We start from the raw sequence: 19,228 nt of genomic DNA, 5'->3' as shown, positions 1-19,228 counted from the left end.
GAAGGGGGCGTGTGCCCCCTTCATATTTTCAGTTCCTCAAAGAGCTTTTGCAGCAATTCTTTCGCCACCCTTGATTGTGCTTCGATCGTTGATGCACCAATGTGTGGTGTCGCAACCACGTTGGGTAATTGCAGCAGTTTCTTTCTCAGCTCATCGTTCGGTGGTTCAACTTCAAAGACGTCCAGCGCAGCGGCGTAAACTTTTCGAGCAACGAGCGCATCGTAGAGTGCTGCTTCATCTATGACACCGCCACGTGACGCGTTCACGATGATGACTCCGTCCTTCATCTTCGCTATCGTGTCGGCGTTTATCAGATGCTTCGTCTCCTTCGTCAGAGGAACGTGTAGAGTGATGAAATCGGAAACAGCGTAGAGTTCATCCAAATTGGTAAGTTTGACTCCTTCGAAGTGCTTGACGTACGGATCGTAAGCCACGACGCTCATCCCAAAAGCGATGGCCCTCTTCGCGACTTCTTTGCCAATCGTTCCAAGCCCTATGATGCCCAGCGTCTTGTTGAACAACTCGACTCCCTCGAGTTCTTTCTTCGTCCACAAGCCGTTCTTCAGGTCCATCGTTCCCCTGGCGATGTGCCTTGCGGCCGAGAGCATCAAACCGAAGGTGAGTTCGGCCACCGATATCGCGCTCGCACCAGGCGTGTTCAGAACTTTTATTCCTCTTTTTTGAGCAGCTTCGACGTCTATGTTGTCCAAGCCCACACCTGCCCTGCAGATCAGCCTGAGCTTGGTGCCTTTCTCTATCAACTCGGAGGTTACCTTCGTTGCACTTCTGACTATGAGAACTTCGATTTCTGGCATGACAGCGAGGAGCTTGTCCTTGTCGAGATGTTCGCAGGTGACCTCGAGTTGGGGTTTCGATTTGAGAACCTCCATGGCTTCCTTTTCCAGTGGATCGTTCACATGGACCCTTATCATCCGGCGACACCTTCTTTATGGAACGTTTCCATGGCGGCCCTGACACCTTCACCGAACTTCACCGGATAACCCAGCTCGTGCAGAGTGAACTCCAGAGCGCTGATGGCCGATATCGTATCGAACAGAGACACATAGCCAAGGTGTGCGATCCTGAAGATGGTGTTCGAAATCTTGCCTTGACCACCCGCTATGGTCACACCGTATTTGTCCCTCATGAGCTTGGTTATCTTCTTTGACTCCAGTCCTGCGGGGACTTTGACGGCTGTGCACACGTTCCCAGGCCTTTTCGAAAACAGCTCCAAACCGAGCGCTTTAACAGCGTTTCGCGTTGCTTCGCCTAAGATTCTATGCCTTTCCCAAACGTTTTCTATTCCCTCTTCTTTGATCATCTTTATGCTCTGATTCAACATGTAGATCATGTTGACTGCTGGTGTCCAAGGGTTGTCCGGATAGTTCTCTTCGTAGTATCTCAAGTCGAAGTAGTACCTTGGACACTTGTTGTTCTTGACGATTTCCCAAGCTTTCTTGCTGAGCGTGATGAATGCCAGACCCGGTGGCATCATGATGCCTTTCTGTGAACCGGCCACCACGACGTCAACGCCCCATTCGTCCATCTTCAAAGGCTCAGCTAACAGACCGCTGACCTCGTCGGTCACGAGTACTCTGTCGGTATTCCTCGTGATCTGTGCTATAGCTTGTAGGTCGATCACCGTTCCGGTGGAGGTCTCACTGTGCGTGGTGAATATCACCTTCGCATCTGGATGTTCTTTCATCGCCTTCTCGATCTGTTCAGGTGTGACGGCTTCTCCCCACTCGAGGGCTATTTCAACGACGTTGATTCCGTAAGCTTCACAAATCTCCTTCCACCGTTCTCCAAACTTTCCTGCGACGACGACGATGGCTTTTTCACCGGGATTGACTAAGTTCGTGACGGCTGCCTCCATAGCACCAGTTCCCGAGGAAACGAACGCGTAGACACGGTTTGACGTTTGGAACAGATAGCGCGCCTCATCCAGCGTTTTTTCCATGATCTCAAGAAACTGAGGAGTTCTGTGATGTATGGTTTCCTTCGCTCCTGCCAGCAACACATCCACCGGAACCGGTGTGGGACCCGGCGCCATGATGTAGTGTTTCTTCAGTTTGAACATGCGCATCCCCCCAGCTCAGAGTTCTCAGACACAATTAGTCTACCATCTCTTGTGACAATCTTTTTGGTTTTTCCTTAGCAAAAATGTGCTTGCAAGACTTTGCACTGTGCAACTCGTTGCAAAGAACGCTTTTTCGCTTATGATGTGGCAAGGGCCTTGCTGGTATGGAGTGGCACGAATTTGATATCATGTTCTGGGGTGAACGCTGTGGAATATCGCTTTTCCATGCTCGCGAACAAGTTGAAGTCGTCCATGATCAGGGAACTGCTCAAGTATGCGAGCGTGCCCGGAGCGGTTTCGTTCGGAGGTGGCACTCCGGATCCTGAAACCTTCCCCAGACACGAGCTCGCAGAACTCGCCAGGGAAGTGATCGAGAAAGAGTACAAATATACCCTCCAGTATGCTACCACCGAGGGTGATCCCGAGCTGATAAAACAGATCCTGATTCTGCTGAAAAGAGTCTACAACCTCGATGGATTGTTGCCTGAAAACGTGCTCATAACCGTTGGTTCACAGCAGGCGCTCGAGTTAGTGGGTAAAGTCTTGCTCGATCCCGGAGATTACGTGATCGTGGGTGATCCTGAATATCTCGGTGCGCTCAGCGCTTTCAGAATGAGAGATGCGAGATTCTTGGTTGTTAAGTTTGAAAAGGATGGTCCAGATCTGAACCAAGTGGAGGACCATCTGAAACGTGCACAGAGAGAGAACGAACTGTCGAGGGTGAAGTTCATCTATGTCGTTTCGAACTTTCAAAACCCGTCTGGCATAACCACCTCACTGGAAAAAAGAAAAAATCTGGTGGAACTTGCGGAAAAATACAACGTTTTAATTGTTGAAGACGATCCTTACGGTGTTTTGAGGTTCCGAGGAGAACAGCTGCCATCTATCATGAACTTTGGGGGTACCGACAGGGTTATTCTGCTCAACACCTTCAGCAAGATTCTTTGTCCTGGTTTGAGAATAGGCGTGGTGGTGGCAGACAGGCAGATCGTCAGAAAGATGGTTTTAGCGAAACAGGGGACCGATCTCTGCAGTCCCTCTTTGACCATGAGACTCACCGCGCGTTATCTGGAACGTTACGACGTGCTTGAGCAGATAAAACCAGCGATAGAACTCTACAGAAAGAAGAAAGAGACGATGATAGAAGCGCTCAAAGAAGAGTTTTCCGACGTGACGGATGCTCAGTGGACGGATCCGGACGGAGGCCTCTTCGTTTGGACCACCTTGCCCGATGTGGACACGATGGAGATGTTCAAATACGCTGAACAAAGGAAGGTCTTCTACATTCCAGGTGAAGCCTTCAAGCCCTACGAGGAACCTTCAAGTTCGATGCGCATGTCTTTCTGCCTGCCAAGCTTCGAGCAAATAAGGGAAGGCGTTCGCAGATTGAAACAGGCTTATCTGGACTACATCGAAGCCAAGGGGTTGAGATGTAGATGAAGGTTTTGGTCATAAACCCAGGTTCAACATCCACTAAAGTGGCTATCTACGAAAACGAACGGTGTATCTTCCTGGAAACGTACGAACACAGTCCTGAAGAGCTCGCGAAATGTGAAACGTTGATGGACCAGGAACCGTTGAGAAGAAACTGCATCCTGTCGGCCTTGGAAAAGGCGGGTTTCAAGATCGAAGACTTCGATGCGATTGCCGCGAGAGGCGGTATTCTTCCTCCATTGGAGAGTGGAACCTACGTCGTTGACGAACGTATGGTGAACTACTTAAAGCATGAATCACCTGTGAAGCACGTTTCAAACCTTGCCTGTGTGATTGCGTACGAACTGGCTAACGGGAAAGTCCCTGTCTACACCACCGATCCCGTTTCAGTCGACGAGATGGTGCCTGAGGCGAGGTTTTCTGGCATTCCCGAGATAGAGAGAAAGAGCCTGTCACACGCACTGAACATAAAAATCGTGTGTAGAAAAGTGGCAACAGAACTCAGTAAGGCACTCGAAGAACTGAACGCCGTTGTGGCACATCTCGGCGGTGGGATATCCATCGCTGCGGTGGAAAAGGGCAAAATCATAGACGTCAACAACGCCAACGATGAAGGACCGTTCAGCCCCGAGCGAACCGGGGAGCTTCCCGTGGGTGATGTTGTTCGCATGTGTTTCAGTGGAAAATACACGAAGGATGAGCTAAAGAAGAAATTCGTCGGTCGTGGTGGTCTGGTCGCGTACCTTGGTACGAACGATTTGAGAAAGGCGTTGGAGATGGCGAAGAAAGATCGTAACGCCTTGCTCGTTGTCAAAGCCATGGCCTACCAGATTGCGAAGGAAATTGGTGGCATGTGTGCGGTGCTGAAAGGAAAAGTAGATGCGATCATTCTCACCGGTGGCATGGCACACAGCAACGAGTTCGTCGAGATGATAAAGGAACACGTCTACAAATTTGCGCCCATTTTCGTTTTGCCTGGCGAGTTCGAGATGGAAGCGCTGGCTTTGGGAACTCTCAGGGTTATGAAAGGTGAAGAGAAGGCGAAGATCTGGGGTGGTCCGAATGGATAGACTCGCGTTTCTTGTCGAAAGAACGCGCGGTTTAAGAAAGAAGATAGTTGTTGCTGGTTCGGACGACGACGTGGTGCTGAGTGCTCTGAGGATGGCAATGGAACACGACATCGTCGAGCCAGTTCTTGTTGGTCCTGAGAGCGAGACTAAGGAACTCGCAGCAAAGGTCGGTTTGAAATTCGATCACTGTGAACTGATAGATTGTCAAAAGGATCAGAGCGCAAGATTGGCCGTCGAGATAGTATCGAAGCGTGGAGAACTCTTGATGAAAGGCTCCGTCAAGACAGGCGATCTGATGAAAGTTGTGCTCGAAGATCAGTACAACCTCAAGACTGGTTCGACCATCACGATGGTGAGTGTCTTCGATGTCCCAACTTACCACAAGTTGTTGGCTATCAGCGATGCTGGTATGATCATCGCACCAACTCTGGAACAAAAGATCGATATGATCAACATTTCAGTCAAGCTCATGAAAAATCTGGGTGTCGAAAGACCAAAGGTCGCCATCATTGGTGCCATAGAAGTGCCCAACGCGAAGATGCCCGCCACTCTGGATGCGGCAGTGTTGAGCAAGATGAACGATCGTGGTCAGATAAAAGGTTGTGTCGTCGATGGACCGTTCGCTCTGGACAACGCGATTTCTAAAGATGCGGCAAGACACAAGAAGATAGAAAGCGTTGTGGCAGGAGATGCTGACATACTCATCATGCCAGACATAGAAGCCGGCAACGTTCTTTACAAAGCTTTGGTGTTCTTTGCGAACGCAACCGTTGCGTCCGTGATCTTGGGAGCGAGGATCCCGATCGTCTTGACATCGAGGGCTGATTCGGACAAAACCAAGCTTTATTCCATAGCACTCGCCGCGAGTTTGTCTTGAAGAGGTGTGGAGAATGTTCAGAATCTTGGTGATCAATCCCGGTTCCACTTCGACGAAGCTTGCGATATTCGAGGATGAAGATTGCAAAGTTTCTCAAACGATCTACCATGACGCCGGTGAGCTTTCAAAATATGCTCATCTGTTCGATCAGTACGAATTTCGCAAGAAGGCGCTTTTGGAGTTCCTCGAGAAATCTGGTTACAGTCCGAACGATTTCTCGGCTGTGGTTGGTCGTGGAGGATTGATCAGGCCCATACCTTCGGGTACGTACGAAGTGGACGAGACGATGCTCGAAGAACTGAGACAAGCCAAGTATGGTGAGCACGCTTCGAACCTTGGAGCTGTGTTGGCACACGAAATAGCGAAATTGGCTGGCGTGAAAGCCTACATCGTTGATCCAGTGGTTGTCGACGAGATGTGGGACGTTGCAAGAATCTCGGGTCATCCAGAATTCGAAAGGAAATCGATTTTCCATGCGCTGAATCAGAAGGCCGTGGCGCGACGTGCCGCAGCTGAGCTTGGAAAAAGGTATGAGGATGTCAATTTGATCGTGGTTCACATGGGTGGTGGAATATCGATTGGTGCACACATGAAGGGCAGAGTGGTCGATGTGAACAACGCATTGGATGGAGATGGTCCTTTCACGCCGGAGCGCAGTGGTACGTTGCCACTGACCCAGCTCGTAGATCTGTGCTTCAGTGGTAAATACACCAAAGAATGGATACTGAAACGCATTAAGGGCAACGGAGGACTCGTGGCGTACCTTGGAACGAACAGCGCTGTGACTGTTCAGGAAAGAATCAGCAAAGGTGATCAGCAAGCCGAGATAGTCTACAGGGCCATGGCGTTTCAGATCGCCAAATGGATAGGCAAGATGGCCGCTGCGCTGAAGGGAGAGGTCGATGCCATCGTGCTCACTGGGGGCATCGCTTACGATCAAAGGTACATGGTGCCGTGGCTGAAAGAGTATGTTTCTTTCATAGCACCTGTTCTGGTGTATCCCGGTGGTGACGAGGAAAGGGCGTTGGCACTCGGTGTTTTGAGAGTGCTCAAGGGCGAGGAAAAAAGCAAAAGCTACAAGGAAGAGGCGGAGAAATGGCAAAGAACAAAGTCTTCTTAGGTCTTTACGGATCTGGAAAAACCGAGATCGCGATGAATTTTGCCATAAAAAGTAAGGTCAACGGCGTGCGGGTTGCCATCGCCGATGTCGATGTGACCGCGAGTTACTTCAGGGTTCGAGAATTCAAAGACATGCTCGAGAAGAAGGGGATCCGAGTCTTGACTCCCGCTGAACAGTTTATGAGGGCTGATCTTCCGTTGATCGATGCGAGCGTGATGGGTTATCTTCAGAATCCAGATTATTTGGTCGTGCTCGATGTCGGTGGCGATGAGAAAGGTAGTATCGTGCTTGGATCGTTGAAGGAGCATCTCTCGGATGCTGACGTCTACTTCGTCGTGAACGTTCGAAGACCATTCTGCGAGACGGCAGAAAAGATTTGTGAACATATTGAGAGAATCCAGCGTGCCGCATCGATCAGCGTGAACTATCTGATAAACAACAGCAACCTCGCGAGTCAAACCACGGTTGATGTGGTCAGAGAAGGTGAAGAGATCGTCAAAGAGGTTTCCAAGATGATGTCTATTCCTGTTGCGTTCAACGTCGTCGCGGAGCCTTTGGATTACAGAGGTGAGTTCGAGACGTTCAGAATAAAGAGGTATCTGATCGGAAAGGAGGAACCGTTTTGAAGAAAGCTTACATCGAGATAGATGAAGAAAGGTGCAAGGGTTGTGGACTGTGCATAAACGTTTGTCCACAGAGGATCATAAGGTTTTCCGAACGTTTCAACAGCAAAGGTTATCATCCCGCGGAACCGAACGATCCTGAAGGCAAGTGCATTGGTTGTGGTTTTTGTTACATGATGTGCCCGGATGTGTGCATAACCGTCTACAGGCTCACACCCGTGAGAGGTGAAACACAATGAAGAAGATCATGATGAAAGGTACAGAAGCGATTGGTGAAGCTGCCATCATGGCAGGCTGCAGGAATTTCTTTGGCTATCCCATCACGCCCCAGAACGAACTGACGGAGTACATGGCCAGGCGCTTGCCCGAGGTGGGAGGTTGTTTCCTGCAGGCTGAGAGCGAGGTCGCAGCAGTGAACATGATCTACGGTGCGGCGAGCGTCGGAAAGCGTGCGATGACTTCGACTTCTTCTCCCGGTTTCAGTCTCATGCAAGAAGGAATCTCTTACATAGCGTGTGCGCAGCTCCCAGCAGTGTTTGTAAACATCGTCCGCGGTGGACCGGGCCTTGGAGACATTCAGCCTTCTCAAGGAGACTACTTTCAAGCGACCAAAGGTGGAGGTCACGGTGATTACAGATTGATCGTCTTGGCACCTTCCACGGTTCAAGAGGCAGTGACTCTCACCGAACTTGCGTTCGAGTTGGCTGACAAGTACAGAAACCCCGCGCTGGTACTTGCAGATGGCTTACTCGGTCAGATGATGGAACCGGTGGAGATCGAAGAAAAACAGGTCAGTTACGACAACAGCAGCTGGGCACTCACAGGTGCAAAGGACAGGCCACCGAGAAAGGTGACGTCTTTCAACATAGACCCTTACGAGCTTGAAAAGATGAATCTTCAACTTCAGGAAAAGTACAGAAAGATGGAGCAGGAAGAGCCAAGGTGGGAGGAGTTCCAGACCGAGGACGCCGAAATACTTCTTGCCGCATATGGAACCGTGGGAAGAATATGCAAGAGTGTGGTGAAGATGGCGCGAGAGGCCGGTTTGAAGGTTGGTTTGTTCAGACCCATAACCTTGTACCCGTATCCTTACAAGCCTCTCGAAGAGCTTGCGAAGCGCGTCTCTCTGATCCTCACCGTTGAAATGAGTTCGGGCCAGATGCTCGAAGATGTGAAACTCGCGGCGTTGAGATTGACCCGCATAGAGTTTTACGGCCGCATGGCCGGAGTCGTTCCAACACCTGGAGAGATTCTCGACCACTTGATGCAACTCGTTGGGAGGCGCTGACGATGGAATACAAAGTTGCTTACAAAATGCCTGAGTCGTTGAGTAAGAAGCAGTTTTCGTACTGTCCGGGCTGTCACCACGGCATCGTGCACAGGCTCATCGCAGAGGTTATTGACGAGCTCGGAATAAGGGAGAAGACCATAATCGTTGCTCCGGTTGGTTGTTCTGTTTTCGCTTACGAATTCTTCGATTTGGATGGTACGGTGGCTGCACATGGAAGGGCACTCGCCGTGGCGACAGGCATGAAGAGGGCAAGACCTGATCTGGTGGTTTTCACCTATCAAGGCGATGGAGACCTCGCAGCCATAGGTACCGCCGAAACGATCCATGCGGCGAACCGTGGAGAAAGAGTGACAACGATCTTCATCAACAACGCCATATACGGTATGACGGGAGGCCAGATGGCACCGACGACCCTCCTGGGCATGAAGACGACGACGTCTCCTTACGGTCGGACTCCCGAGCGCGAAGGTTATCCCATACACGTGTGCGAAGTTTTGAAAGAACTGAGGGGTGTTGCTTACCTGGCACGTACGAAGGTGAACACACCGAAAGATGTGATCAACACGAAGAAACACATCAAGAAAGCATTTCTCGCGCAGCTGAAAGACATCGGTTTCGGTTTGGTTGAGGTGCTCTCCACGTGTCCAACGAACTGGGGTATGGATCCGCTCAAAGCGGGTCGATGGGTCGACGAGCACATGGTGAAAGAGTATCCCTTGGGAGTGTTCATCGACAAGGTCGGTGAAGAGAAATGACGTTGAGCTTCGTACTTGCTGGCTTCGGTGGACAAGGCGTCATGTTGATGGGTCAGATCTTGGCTCAGGCTGGAATGCAGGAAGGCAAGAACGTGACTTGGTTTCCTTCCTATGGTCCAGAGATGCGCGGTGGCACGGCGAACTGCACGGTGGTCATAAGCGATGAACCTGTTGCATCGCCGATTGTTGACAATCCGGATGTAGTTGTTGCCATGAACATACCTTCACTTTTGAAGTTCGAACCCAGGTTGAAGAAGAGTGGCTTTCTTTTTCTGAACTCTTCTGTGATCGATCGAAGGCCGAACCGAAACGACATCAAAATAGTCGAAGTACCTGCAAACGAGATCGCAGATAAGATTGGTAACCTCAGGGTCGCCAACATGGTGATGCTCGGTGCGATCATCGCTGTGACGAATTGCGTGAGAAAAGATTCTATCGTGTCTGCTTTGCAGTACAAGCTCGGTGAGAAAGGTTCCTCCCTTTTGAAACTCAACATCGAGGCCATAGAAGCAGGTATCAAGCACGTAGGCGGATGAGATAGACCCACCCATTGGCCGGGGCGAAAGCTCCGGCGTTTTTTATTTCACAGTCCTAAAGAAATTCTTAAGAGGACATGTCCGCAAAAAATCGCATATTTGTCGCGACGAAAAGAGCGCCATGTTTCATCAACTCATTCTCATTGAACGAAAGGCCGGACACACGCCCGGCCCTTCATCTTCTCTGCAGTTCCATGTTAAGGAACAGAGATGCTATCGCAACTCTCAACGTTTGCATCTGAATCGTAGACCCAGCCATCCTTCACCACGTTCGTTACGCAGAAAGTGAACGTAGTTCCAGACGATGGACTCCGCACGCGGGCTGAAGTGAAGGTCACTTTACCGTTGCTGTCCGTTGTACCGGAGACGTCACCGGTGGTAGCGCCGCCCCATTTTCCGTACACGGTGGCACCTTCCACAGGCTGATTATCGCTTGAAACGATAGTGACAGTGGCACGCGCCCTCACCCAAGATCCTTGGTAAGCCAGCGACATCGTGATATCACCTACGTGCATTGTGCGAGGTTCAGGTTCTGGGGAAGGTGCACTGCCCACCGCGAGATCGGCACGCACCAAGCCATATCCGTAGTACGGATCGCGACCTGATGGTCCCAAGTCTTCAGCGGTTTCGATCAAGCGCTGGCGAACTTGTTCGTTGGACCACGTCGGATTGGCGTACCACACGAGTGCAGCTGCCCCAGCAACGTGCGGGGATGCCATGGACGTTCCACTCATTTCTCCGTAGCCACCACCCAGAAGTGTGGATTTGATCGCCGAACCGGGTGCAGCCAACTCCACATCCGGCCCGGTGGAAGAATAACTCGCTCGGCTGTCCGTCTTGGTGGTTGCCGCCACTGCGATCACCGACGTGTAACGTGCTGGATAGCCCACGTTATCCCCACGCCCGGCAGGATTCCCACTGTTTCCTGCTGACGCTACATGGAGTATACCTGCGTTGTAAGCAGCATCGAATGCTTCTTTCACGATTGTCCCGGGATCTTGGGAGCTGCCGTAACTGTTGTTTGTGATCTGAACACCGTTTTCTACACACCACTGCAGGGCGGCGATGACGTTGGAAAAGCTACCACTACCTTTGGCATCAAGTACCTTGAGTGCGTACAGTTTCACCTTTGGTGCTACACCCACCACTCCGTATCCATCGCGCGCGGCGGCGATCGTTCCAGCAACGTGGGTGCCGTGTCCTTCATCGTCCATCGGATCGTCATCGTTGTTGACGAAGTCATAGCCACCAGCGTACACACCAAAAAGCTCTGGATGGTTGTAGTCGATGCCGGTGTCGAGTACCGCGACCTTGATACCATCTCCTTCGTTTCCAGCGCTGTGTACGTTTCCCGCACCGATGCGTTTCACACCCCACGTGTTGTCCAGCTCGGATGTGTAATCGAGAACGTGGATCGTAACGTCTGGTTCAACCACGCTTATGCGTGGGTTAGATCGCAACGCGCTGATCGCCGGCTCTGGCACAGTCGCTGCGATCGCCGGAACGATCCAGTAAGTGAATCGCACCTTCCCTCCCAGCGCGCGAACCAGAGCTTCCTCAGCTGGACCTGGAAGCGAGCGGAACTTGATGAGCACTTTCGCTTCTCCGTTCACGAACTCGAATTCACTGAGGTCATTGGTGAAGAGAGATTTCGTCGTCTCGTCCTGGTGATTCGCCAACTGACTACAACCTGCGATGATGAAAGCGAGGACAAGCAAGGTGAACGAACGCCGAATCATCTTCTTGTTCATCCAACCCACCTCCATTCGAACTCGGTCTATGAACCACAAAAAAGAATATTCTAAATCATGCTAAATCTGATGAACTGTCGGCATCTCAAAAAGGCTCGTCAGTTACCGTGAACAAGCCTAAAGTTAACCCATTATACTGTTTATATTCTACCACGGTTATGCTCGTCCGGGTTGTTGACCCGACGAACAATGGCAGTCCGCAGCACACAGTGTCGTCCACATTCAAAAGAAATGCCGAAACGTGGTTCTTCAGACTCTCAGTTCAGGAATTTGAACCTGTAGAATCCCAGAAAGTTGTGGTTGTTTTCCGTGGGCCTCCACGTGGGATCGTAGTTCATCAACTCTTTGAGCCTGACCAACCTCAGTTCTCCAGGACCATCCCCAATCGGGCCTGTGTGGTAAATGAGCCAAGTTTCATCTTTCGTCAGAATCTCACCGACGTAGATCATGAGATGGTAGGGGAACTCGAAATCCTGTGGGTGAAAAAACACTAAGATGTCCCCGGCTCGCGCTTTCTTGATGTCCTTCGTTACGAATCTCAAACTGCATTCGACGAGGATCCTCGCCGTGGCAAAGTACGAAAAATCCTTTTCGCTTTCAAACTTACCCTTGACGATCCTGAACATTTTCTCACCAACCAGCGGCAAGTTCGGATAATTGTACTTCTGAACGTCCTCGAATACGGGACCCGAGTATTTCGTAAGTCTCAACCACCACTCATCGTGTCTTTTGAGCGCTTCGCGGGCGCAGTAACGGACGAAACCTGAACAATCTCTCTCTTCAACATTCCAGAGCACTGGATCGTTCATGAGAGCGGAGAGAGCGATCCAGACGAACCAGTTTCTGAATCGCTCACTGTCTTCTCTGTCCAGTTCAAGGCTGTCTGGATAACCGTCCTCATCGTTGTCAAGTGTGCTTGCTTTGATCACGATTGTCTGGAACAGTTTTCTTTTGAAAATACCTCGGCTTTCGAAGATCAGCTCGATGTTTTCGCCTGGTTTGGCGTTTTTGATCAAAATGCCTCCATCCATTCTTTCAACGCTCTTGTTGCTCTTGATCTTTGCAAACTTCACGTTCGCTTCCACAAACAAATCTTGTACAGAACCGAGCACGAAATCGTTCGGCTGAATCTCGACATGGAAAGACAAACGATCAACGAGATTCAATATCAGAACGGCGCCTGTAACGATCCACAACCAGAGGAATTTCTTCATAGCTCACCTCCCTCATGAACCACAAGAGGTATTCTTTATGCCGGCCGGAAAGCTTCTGGGGTTTCGCGCCGGTCAGATACAGGATCAAGCCCTCCTGCATCCGGTCGGGAAGATCGAAGTTAAGAGAGACGATGTGGTGAAGTAGCTCATGCAACAGAACATCTTCCAGCACACCCTTGGATCTCAGTACTTCGAACGGTTGGCTCACGATGATTCCTTTCGAGTAGACCGCACCGATCACGTAAGCTCGGCCGGTGAGCTGGTAAAATTCGCTGAGCGTTTCACATTCGACGATCAGGACGTCGAAGTTTGGCTCCACTCCAAGAAGATCGCAGATTCTGACGAGTTCTTCAAGCCTGGTTCTCAGAAAACCACTAACCAAGAACTCATCTGCCCTCCAGAGCCTCACCGCCCAAGCCAACGTGGAGCACAGAAGGATCAGAATGAGCGTAAAGGTCCTGTTTGTACATCGAATACACCCGTGCCGGAAGCAGCTGATAGATTCCATCCGCGGTAACCCTCCATATGTAACTGAACGTGTCGTTCCAACAGTATGTGGCGAAGAAAGCTATCCTGTCCATGTGGAGTTCCCTGGCAGAGTACCAGAGGTCCCACCGTTTGTACCAGCCATAGTCGAACTTTTCGTAATATTCCTCCAAGTTCTTCTCACGGTAGTTGGTGAGTAGCTGAGCGCAGGATGCGAAGAAGTCTTCGACCACAAGGTACTGACCATCACACTCACTCACCTTCAAGATCGTCTTCGCAATGTCGCCTGATCGAAGTTTCACAGGTTCAGGTTTGAAGGTGACGCGGAACGTTGCATTCTCGAGTTCTGAGTCGTTTCCTGAAAATTTGATTCCACTTGCCAGAAGGTTCTCTCCATCCCAGTGATAGATGTTCCGCGCAGTGAAAGGAAGCGCAATGAATTTTCCATCCTTCAACCAGTACGTTTTGTCGCGTGCTTTCAGGAGAATTTCCCGCTCGGTGCAGGTTATCTCTTCGACATCGTCTGGAATGGTTGTGAAGGGAGCCTCGTTCAGCCAAAGTGTGTTTTCTTTCAAGATCAAAACGTTCGGACCGAGCAGCGCGATGTCTCTCACGCCTTGGTGAATAACGATCCTTTTGCTTCCCGTATCGCATACCAGAGCAGCGTTGCCTTCAAGTTTTACGACGATCAGTCCCGAGCCTGCGGTGAGCTTTTCGAAATTGTAGTTCACATCGAACAGCGTGAGAAAGTTGTCAATCACTGAGAATCTGACTTTGTTGTACTCGAAGTTCTTCGCTTTCCGGTACTCATAAGCGTACGCACGGAGCATTTCGTCCGTTACTTCAGCCCGCTCAATTTTGACCGGTACCAGATCTGTCCCGAGCGGTATGAACGCATCAACGACTTGTTTGTCTTTTTCCAGATAAAGTTCGTATCTCTTGTAGATTTGCCTCTCTATCTTCAAGCCTTCACTGACCGGTCCGACGGGACGTTCCAGATAAACCACGTGTACCTCGACGAGTCCATCACCTTCGATTTCGAGGAAACCCTTTTCCAACGATATCTCTCCTTCTGTGTTGAGGAAGAATTCTTTGTCGTTGTTTCTGATCGAAATTTGTGGTCTGTCATACGTCGGCAGAGCCTCGAGGAGCGCGAGCACGGAGTAGGAGGTATCCTTCGTCGAGTACCAGAAGTATCCGTCTTTTCTGGTCAGCAGATAGTTGATCAGCTTCGAGATGAGGGAAGAATCTTTTTGCCATTTCAGCAGTGACCTGAGCAGAACGGCAGACAGTTGAACCTCGCTCAGAAAATGATCTTCGGGTTTGATCTTCACATGCGCAAACCTTTCGCTCTCTTCGACCAACTTGAGTGCTTTCTGCAAAGCCTCAGCCGATACCATTGCGCTGAAAATGAGATCCACATCGCTCTGAGGTTCAAAACTTTCGACGTTGAGTCCATACAGTGCGAGAACGTGAACACCATAACCAGACATGTTATTCGAGAGATAGTCTATGCCCCTCCGAACGACGGCATCCGGCACATGGTAACCTGCCTTGATCGCGTGGTACAGCCCTTCCATCACGTAGGCGCTCATCAACGGATGACTTTCATCCGTCTTCCACCAGCCCCATCCTCCATCTGAATGCTGATGATCGTAAAGTCTGAACAAGCCTTTCTGAACGATGTCATCCAGATCTGCAATCTTTAGTCCCATCTTAGTGGCAACGACCGCCGGCAGAAAGCTACTCATCGTCTGCTCGGTGCACCCATAGGGATAGTGGATGAGCTTTTGAATGCTCTGATTAAGGATAGGCATGACGCTCGTCAGGATCCTCAGCCTCGCTTGAACGTACTCTCCCTCAGGCAATGTGAGCTTTCTCTTTCCATCGATTTTTTCGAGGAAATAGAACTCCCTCTCGAAGGCAAAAGGCTTGACGGGTACGTTCAGGGCAACTGCGTCTGTCAGATTCGATACCGCATAGAAGGTGAGCGTGGATGGATCCAGAGGTCGAACCGCTCGAACGAGATAAGATTGCGTGAACGAAGAGTTCGGCTGGACGATCGTTTCACCTGCCACACCTTGCATGGCTTTCACCGAGTCGGGCAGTTCAACCCAGTAGTTGGTTTTCAGAGGTTCTTCAGTCTGATTGAAGATCGTTGCGCCGATGCGCACCACGTCGCCTTCTCTGAAGAAGCTGGGCAAATGCGGTCGAACGTAGAAAGGTTTGGTCACGGTCATGGAACCAAAGCCTTGAGAAAAGAGCGAGCGAGAGAATCCGTAGGCCGTGGCTCGAAACGTGGTGATGCTGTCTGGTACTTTGAAACGGATCGTTGCGACGCATCCTTCGAGCGACAAAGATGGTATCCAGAGCGCCGTGTCCGGGAAGTATTCTCTCACGTTGATCTTCTCCATCACCGCGCTCTTCTTGAAGTCTTCGAAGCTGGTTTCTTTCGACGCCAGCTCTGCAAACATCACTCGTGTCGCCGAGTAAAGCCTCCAGGTGTAAGCGAAATCGTAACTGACGTTGGGATAGTCGTTTTCAGGATACAGGAAACTTTCCAAGCTGGGTGGATCTCTCCTAACCATCGCGTATATGGCTTCATCGACGAGCATCAGACACACGTTGTTGGCGTCGGCCTCGATTCTCACAGTCGCAGTTTCACCCGGTTCGTACCTTTCCTTGTCGAACGTTATCTTCAAAGTGGAAAGGTTCAGTTCCCGCTCAACGGAAACCATCGATTGTTTTTCCACTCGTCTTCCACCCTCGAGCCCCAAAAACACCACGAACAGGTTCCTTTCAGCAAAGTTCTCGGGCACCTTCAAACTGATGGAAATTTGCTGCGATGCGTCTATCGCCACCGTTTCGTAGATCTTGTCGGCGAGCAGTGCCAGCACACCAGTGATTCGGTACGCAGAGGCCAGGTTTACTCGTATCGTTTGACCCGATTGTACTTTCTTCTGATCCACCAGCAGTGTCAGTTCACTCGGTCTGTAGCCCTCAGCAAAGGCGTAGACGTGAAGTTGTTTTTTCACCTTTCCAAACGTGAGTTCGATTCGGTACTCTTTGGCTCTTTCTGGAAGGAAAACGAGCTCAGCTTTTCCATTCACGACCAAGACCTTTTGGATTGTACCCTCCACGTTCACGATCAACGTTCCATCGAGTGGCTCACCAGCCACATTTGTGATGGCAAGAGGTATCTTCAACTCTTGACCTGGACTCGTCCAGATGTACTCATCTTCCAGCTGGATGTTCACGTCGTCTGCCCAGACGCGAACGGACTTTGTCTCTTCAACCTGACGTTGGCTCTCATCCGTAGCGATGACCTCTATCGTGTAGTAGCCATCAAAACCTTCATCAGTTTTGACTTCGACGGTGAAACTGCCAGTCTCGTCCGTCACTTCGAGCCCCCTGTAAGCTAAGAAGGACTCCTTATAGTATGGCTCTGCGTGGACGTAGTAAGCGACTCGAGCGTTCGGGACGGGCTGATCGTTGAAATAAGTAACGTGGATGGTGAACTTCAGCGTTTGGCCAGAGAAGATCGGTTCTTCTGGAGTGTCGATCGAGATCTTGTATTCGGGTTTTCTATACTCTTCCACCATGAAAGAGTCGTAGTAGGTTTTGCCTTTGTGAAGGACGTTGATCTCGTACACGCCGACGGACGCAGTGTCTGGAAGTTTGAACTCGTCAAAGAAACCTCCGAGCTCATCGGTGGTGAGGTCCTCTGTGTACACATCGTTGTCCTTCGGATCCTTGACGATCACTTTCACCGAGCTCGCACCGCATGCTTCGTAGAGATTGTCGCGTTTGCTGAACAGCTGGCCTCGAAACTTGACCACATCGTTCGGTTTGTATATGGGACGATCCGTGATCAGAAACAGTTTTTCATCGGCGTATTCCTTCTTGTAGGGGAAGTAGATCTCACCGAAGATTGATGTGTTTTCTTTCTTGACGTAGAAGAAATCGCATGCATTTTCACATATTGCTATTCCGTTGGTATCGGTCTTCGCCTTCAAGACGAGTTTCGAATCATTGTAGAAGTTCACCTCCGCGTTGCTGACAAATCCCCCGTCTTTGTTCATCACGTACAGGATAGTTCTCTCACCATCACTGAAATGGATCGCCTCCATGTCCGTGACGAGAAGGAACGTTTCGTCCAGCAAAGTCTTACCTCCCTTTTCATCACGGCCTGTCAGAGTGGCGTAGTACGTTCCTAACCTTTCGAACTTCAATGAGAACGTTTCCCAGTCCTTCACTGGTGTGAACCTTCTCCTCAGGACAACTCTACCGAGTACTTGCTCGAGATCCGTCTGTCCGTGAAGCAGTTTCGAAAGCAGAGCCTCGTCATTCCTGACTTCCCAGATTGTGAGCTCCACACTGCTGAGGTCTTTTCCATAGACGACAAACCCCAAATCCTGCCCCTTCGTCAACAACCCGGCTTGGCTGAAATACGCATAGTTCGCCACACTGAGTATCGAGAGCAGAACCAAAAGACTCACGAGGATCTTTTCCCTCATGTTTCATCCCACCTTTCCAATCTTTCGAAATTCATCCTGTGGTCGTAGCCAAACCTCAAAAGCATCATAGGAGTGAATCCAGTCTTCGCCCATTCTTCAGCGATGCGTTTGATCAGTTCCATTTTTCCAAACACTTCCCAGCCACCTTTCCAACGTGCAAAACCTTCATCTTCGACAAAGTAAATCCAGCCACTTTTCTCACACAGTGACCAGCTGGCCAGGTGAAACACTCCAACGGCTTCGTAGCTGCCAACTGGAATGCTCAAGAACTCTACCGGCGTTGAGAACCTCTTCTCTATTTTCGACAGTCTCTCGAGATTGGTTTCGTTGAGGTTTCCAAGTAATCCGCCAGCCTTTATGAACTTGGTCTCCACAAGGTGTTTTGCCACGATGCTGTCGCTTGTCTTTTCGAACACGAATGCCGGTTGTCTATCGATCGTGTAAACATCGATGGGACCAACAACTCTTCCTCCTATTTTCAGCTGATCTACCCAATGCCGTGAGACCTTGTCCACGGCCACGGTGATCACTATCGCATCGTACGGTGAAAGTTTTTCATAGCCATAGAATCCGTCGCCGTTCACGAAGATAACGTTTTCAATGCCCAACTTCGAAGCCACCTCAACGCTCCTCTTGAAGAACCTTTGGTTGGATTCGATTCCGACGACGAGACCATCCTCTCCGACGACATGGGCCATGACGCAGGCGTTGTAGCCTGTACCCGAGCCGATCTCCAAAACCTTCATGCCCTCTCTCAAGCCGACCACGCTCATGAAAAGGGCCATGAGCGAAGGCTGACTCGAGGTAGAGTAACTGTTTCCGTCCCTCGCCGTTACGATCACGTTGTCGCTGTAAACAACGTCCAGATCGTAGTGAAACTCGCTGAAGACCTCTCTGGGTACTTTAAGAAACGCGTTGAGAATCCTCTCGTCGAAATCACCGGCAAGCGAGATCTGTCTGACCAGCCATTCCTGCCAGGATCGGGTCATGTTCTACCCTCTCTGGATGAAAGTTCTGTTAAATACATTTTACCACCGAACGGGACACACGTTTCGTCAAATTGGGACCAAACTTCTCAGTAGATTCTAAATGGGTTGACCCGCACCGAGGAATGTGATATAATTCACTTGGAACCTTCTGAGGTGGAGGAGGAATCTGACACCGAGGAAGGGAGGTGAAGCAGCATCCAATTTGCCCCCTTCCTCGGCGAGAGGAAGGGGGTTTTCATTTTGGAGAGGTTCTACATCGTGAACATCATCGTGGAGGACCGGCAGAGTGCGTACAAACAGGTGAACGAGCTTCTGCACGATTTTGCGGACGTGATAAAACTCAGAATCGGCTATCCCGTACCTGACGAGAACATGGCGATCATACTCTTGATCGTGAAAACCAGTAACGATGTGATCGGAAGCCTGAGCGGGAAACTCGGCCAGGTGAAGAGTGTCAAGGTGAAGACGATGCCTTTGAAGTGAGG

Annotated in this window: 17 protein-coding genes; 10 read left to right on the top strand and 7 right to left on the bottom strand. The window is 50.4% G+C overall.

Annotated elements, in window-relative coordinates:
• Nucleotides 1-20: 20 nt before the first annotated feature.
• Nucleotides 21-932 (bottom strand): D-2-hydroxyacid dehydrogenase, encoded by a 912-nt coding sequence (locus AJ81_RS02970; RefSeq protein WP_031503933.1) that lies wholly within the window; start codon nucleotides 930-932, stop codon nucleotides 21-23.
• Nucleotides 929-2,080, bottom strand: a complete 1,152-nt coding sequence (locus AJ81_RS02965; protein ID WP_096325179.1) for a pyridoxal-phosphate-dependent aminotransferase family protein — start codon at nucleotides 2,078-2,080, stop codon at nucleotides 929-931. Before AJ81_RS02965 ends, AJ81_RS02970 begins: the two co-directional genes overlap by 4 nt.
• A gap of 225 nt (nucleotides 2,081-2,305) precedes the next feature.
• Between AJ81_RS02965 and AJ81_RS02960 the strand changes: the two genes are divergently transcribed.
• Genes AJ81_RS02960 through AJ81_RS02920 form a run of 9 tightly spaced genes read left to right on the top strand, consistent with a single transcriptional unit; the run spans nucleotide 2,306 to nucleotide 9,786 of the window.
• On the top strand, nucleotides 2,306-3,520 hold the full coding sequence (locus tag AJ81_RS02960; protein ID WP_031503929.1) for an aminotransferase-like domain-containing protein: 1,215 nt from the start codon (nucleotides 2,306-2,308) through the stop codon (nucleotides 3,518-3,520).
• The gene (buk, locus tag AJ81_RS02955; protein ID WP_031503927.1) at nucleotides 3,517-4,584 is read left to right on the top strand and encodes a butyrate kinase; all 1,068 of its coding nucleotides are present in this window, start codon (nucleotides 3,517-3,519) and stop codon (nucleotides 4,582-4,584) included. Before AJ81_RS02960 ends, buk (AJ81_RS02955) begins: the two co-directional genes overlap by 4 nt.
• Nucleotides 4,577-5,461 carry a bifunctional enoyl-CoA hydratase/phosphate acetyltransferase gene (locus AJ81_RS02950; RefSeq protein ID WP_031503926.1) on the top strand — a complete coding sequence of 295 codons (885 nt, stop codon included), beginning with the start codon at nucleotides 4,577-4,579 and terminating at the stop codon, nucleotides 5,459-5,461. Before buk (AJ81_RS02955) ends, AJ81_RS02950 begins: the two co-directional genes overlap by 8 nt.
• Before the next feature lie 13 nt (nucleotides 5,462-5,474).
• A complete protein-coding gene (buk, locus tag AJ81_RS02945; protein ID WP_031503925.1) occupies nucleotides 5,475-6,581 on the top strand; it encodes a butyrate kinase in 1,107 nt (368 codons plus the stop codon).
• Nucleotides 6,557-7,207 carry a hypothetical protein gene (locus AJ81_RS02940; RefSeq protein WP_031503924.1) on the top strand — a complete coding sequence of 217 codons (651 nt, stop codon included), beginning with the start codon at nucleotides 6,557-6,559 and terminating at the stop codon, nucleotides 7,205-7,207. Before buk (AJ81_RS02945) ends, AJ81_RS02940 begins: the two co-directional genes overlap by 25 nt.
• Nucleotides 7,204-7,443 carry a 4Fe-4S dicluster domain-containing protein gene (locus tag AJ81_RS02935; RefSeq protein WP_031503923.1) on the top strand — a complete coding sequence of 80 codons (240 nt, stop codon included), beginning with the start codon at nucleotides 7,204-7,206 and terminating at the stop codon, nucleotides 7,441-7,443. Before AJ81_RS02940 ends, AJ81_RS02935 begins: the two co-directional genes overlap by 4 nt.
• Nucleotides 7,440-8,492 (top strand): 3-methyl-2-oxobutanoate dehydrogenase subunit VorB, encoded by a 1,053-nt coding sequence (locus AJ81_RS02930; protein WP_031503921.1) that lies wholly within the window; start codon nucleotides 7,440-7,442, stop codon nucleotides 8,490-8,492. Before AJ81_RS02935 ends, AJ81_RS02930 begins: the two co-directional genes overlap by 4 nt.
• 2 nt (nucleotides 8,493-8,494) lie before the next feature.
• Nucleotides 8,495-9,250 carry a thiamine pyrophosphate-dependent enzyme gene (locus AJ81_RS02925; protein WP_031503919.1) on the top strand — a complete coding sequence of 252 codons (756 nt, stop codon included), beginning with the start codon at nucleotides 8,495-8,497 and terminating at the stop codon, nucleotides 9,248-9,250.
• On the top strand, nucleotides 9,247-9,786 hold the full coding sequence (locus AJ81_RS02920; protein WP_031503916.1) for a 2-oxoacid:acceptor oxidoreductase family protein: 540 nt from the start codon (nucleotides 9,247-9,249) through the stop codon (nucleotides 9,784-9,786). Before AJ81_RS02925 ends, AJ81_RS02920 begins: the two co-directional genes overlap by 4 nt.
• Before the next feature lie 197 nt (nucleotides 9,787-9,983).
• On the opposite strand, the gene AJ81_RS02915 is transcribed toward AJ81_RS02920, so the two are convergent.
• The 5 genes from AJ81_RS02915 to AJ81_RS02895 form a co-directional block, all read right to left on the bottom strand.
• The gene (locus AJ81_RS02915) at nucleotides 9,984-11,537 is read right to left on the bottom strand and encodes a S8 family serine peptidase (protein ID WP_051368800.1); all 1,554 of its coding nucleotides are present in this window, start codon (nucleotides 11,535-11,537) and stop codon (nucleotides 9,984-9,986) included.
• Nucleotides 11,538-11,794: 257 nt separating this feature from the next.
• Nucleotides 11,795-12,751: a DUF1175 domain-containing protein gene (locus tag AJ81_RS02910; RefSeq protein ID WP_031503912.1), complete on the bottom strand. Its 957-nt coding sequence runs from the start codon at nucleotides 12,749-12,751 to the stop codon at nucleotides 11,795-11,797.
• Entirely contained in the window at nucleotides 12,690-13,160 is a 471-nt protein-coding gene (locus AJ81_RS02905; RefSeq protein WP_231845400.1) for a hypothetical protein, read from the bottom strand. Before AJ81_RS02905 ends, AJ81_RS02910 begins: the two co-directional genes overlap by 62 nt.
• Nucleotides 13,138-17,754, bottom strand: a complete 4,617-nt coding sequence (locus tag AJ81_RS02900) for an MG2 domain-containing protein (RefSeq protein ID WP_031503907.1) — start codon at nucleotides 17,752-17,754, stop codon at nucleotides 13,138-13,140. The genes AJ81_RS02905 and AJ81_RS02900 overlap by 23 nt, the downstream gene beginning before the upstream one ends.
• Nucleotides 17,751-18,743, bottom strand: a complete 993-nt coding sequence (locus AJ81_RS02895; protein WP_051368801.1) for a methyltransferase domain-containing protein — start codon at nucleotides 18,741-18,743, stop codon at nucleotides 17,751-17,753. The genes AJ81_RS02900 and AJ81_RS02895 overlap by 4 nt, the downstream gene beginning before the upstream one ends.
• A gap of 240 nt (nucleotides 18,744-18,983) precedes the next feature.
• Between AJ81_RS02895 and AJ81_RS02890 the strand changes: the two genes are divergently transcribed.
• Nucleotides 18,984-19,226 carry a TM1266 family iron-only hydrogenase system putative regulator gene (locus tag AJ81_RS02890; protein ID WP_038059677.1) on the top strand — a complete coding sequence of 81 codons (243 nt, stop codon included), beginning with the start codon at nucleotides 18,984-18,986 and terminating at the stop codon, nucleotides 19,224-19,226.
• Nucleotides 19,227-19,228: the final 2 nt, after the last annotated feature.

Origin of the sequence: Pseudothermotoga hypogea DSM 11164 = NBRC 106472 (genome assembly GCF_000816145.1) — a bacterium.
Lineage (GTDB): Bacteria > Thermotogota > Thermotogae > Thermotogales > DSM-5069 > Pseudothermotoga_A > Pseudothermotoga_A hypogea.
This window is presented reverse-complemented; position numbering and strand designations above follow the sequence as displayed.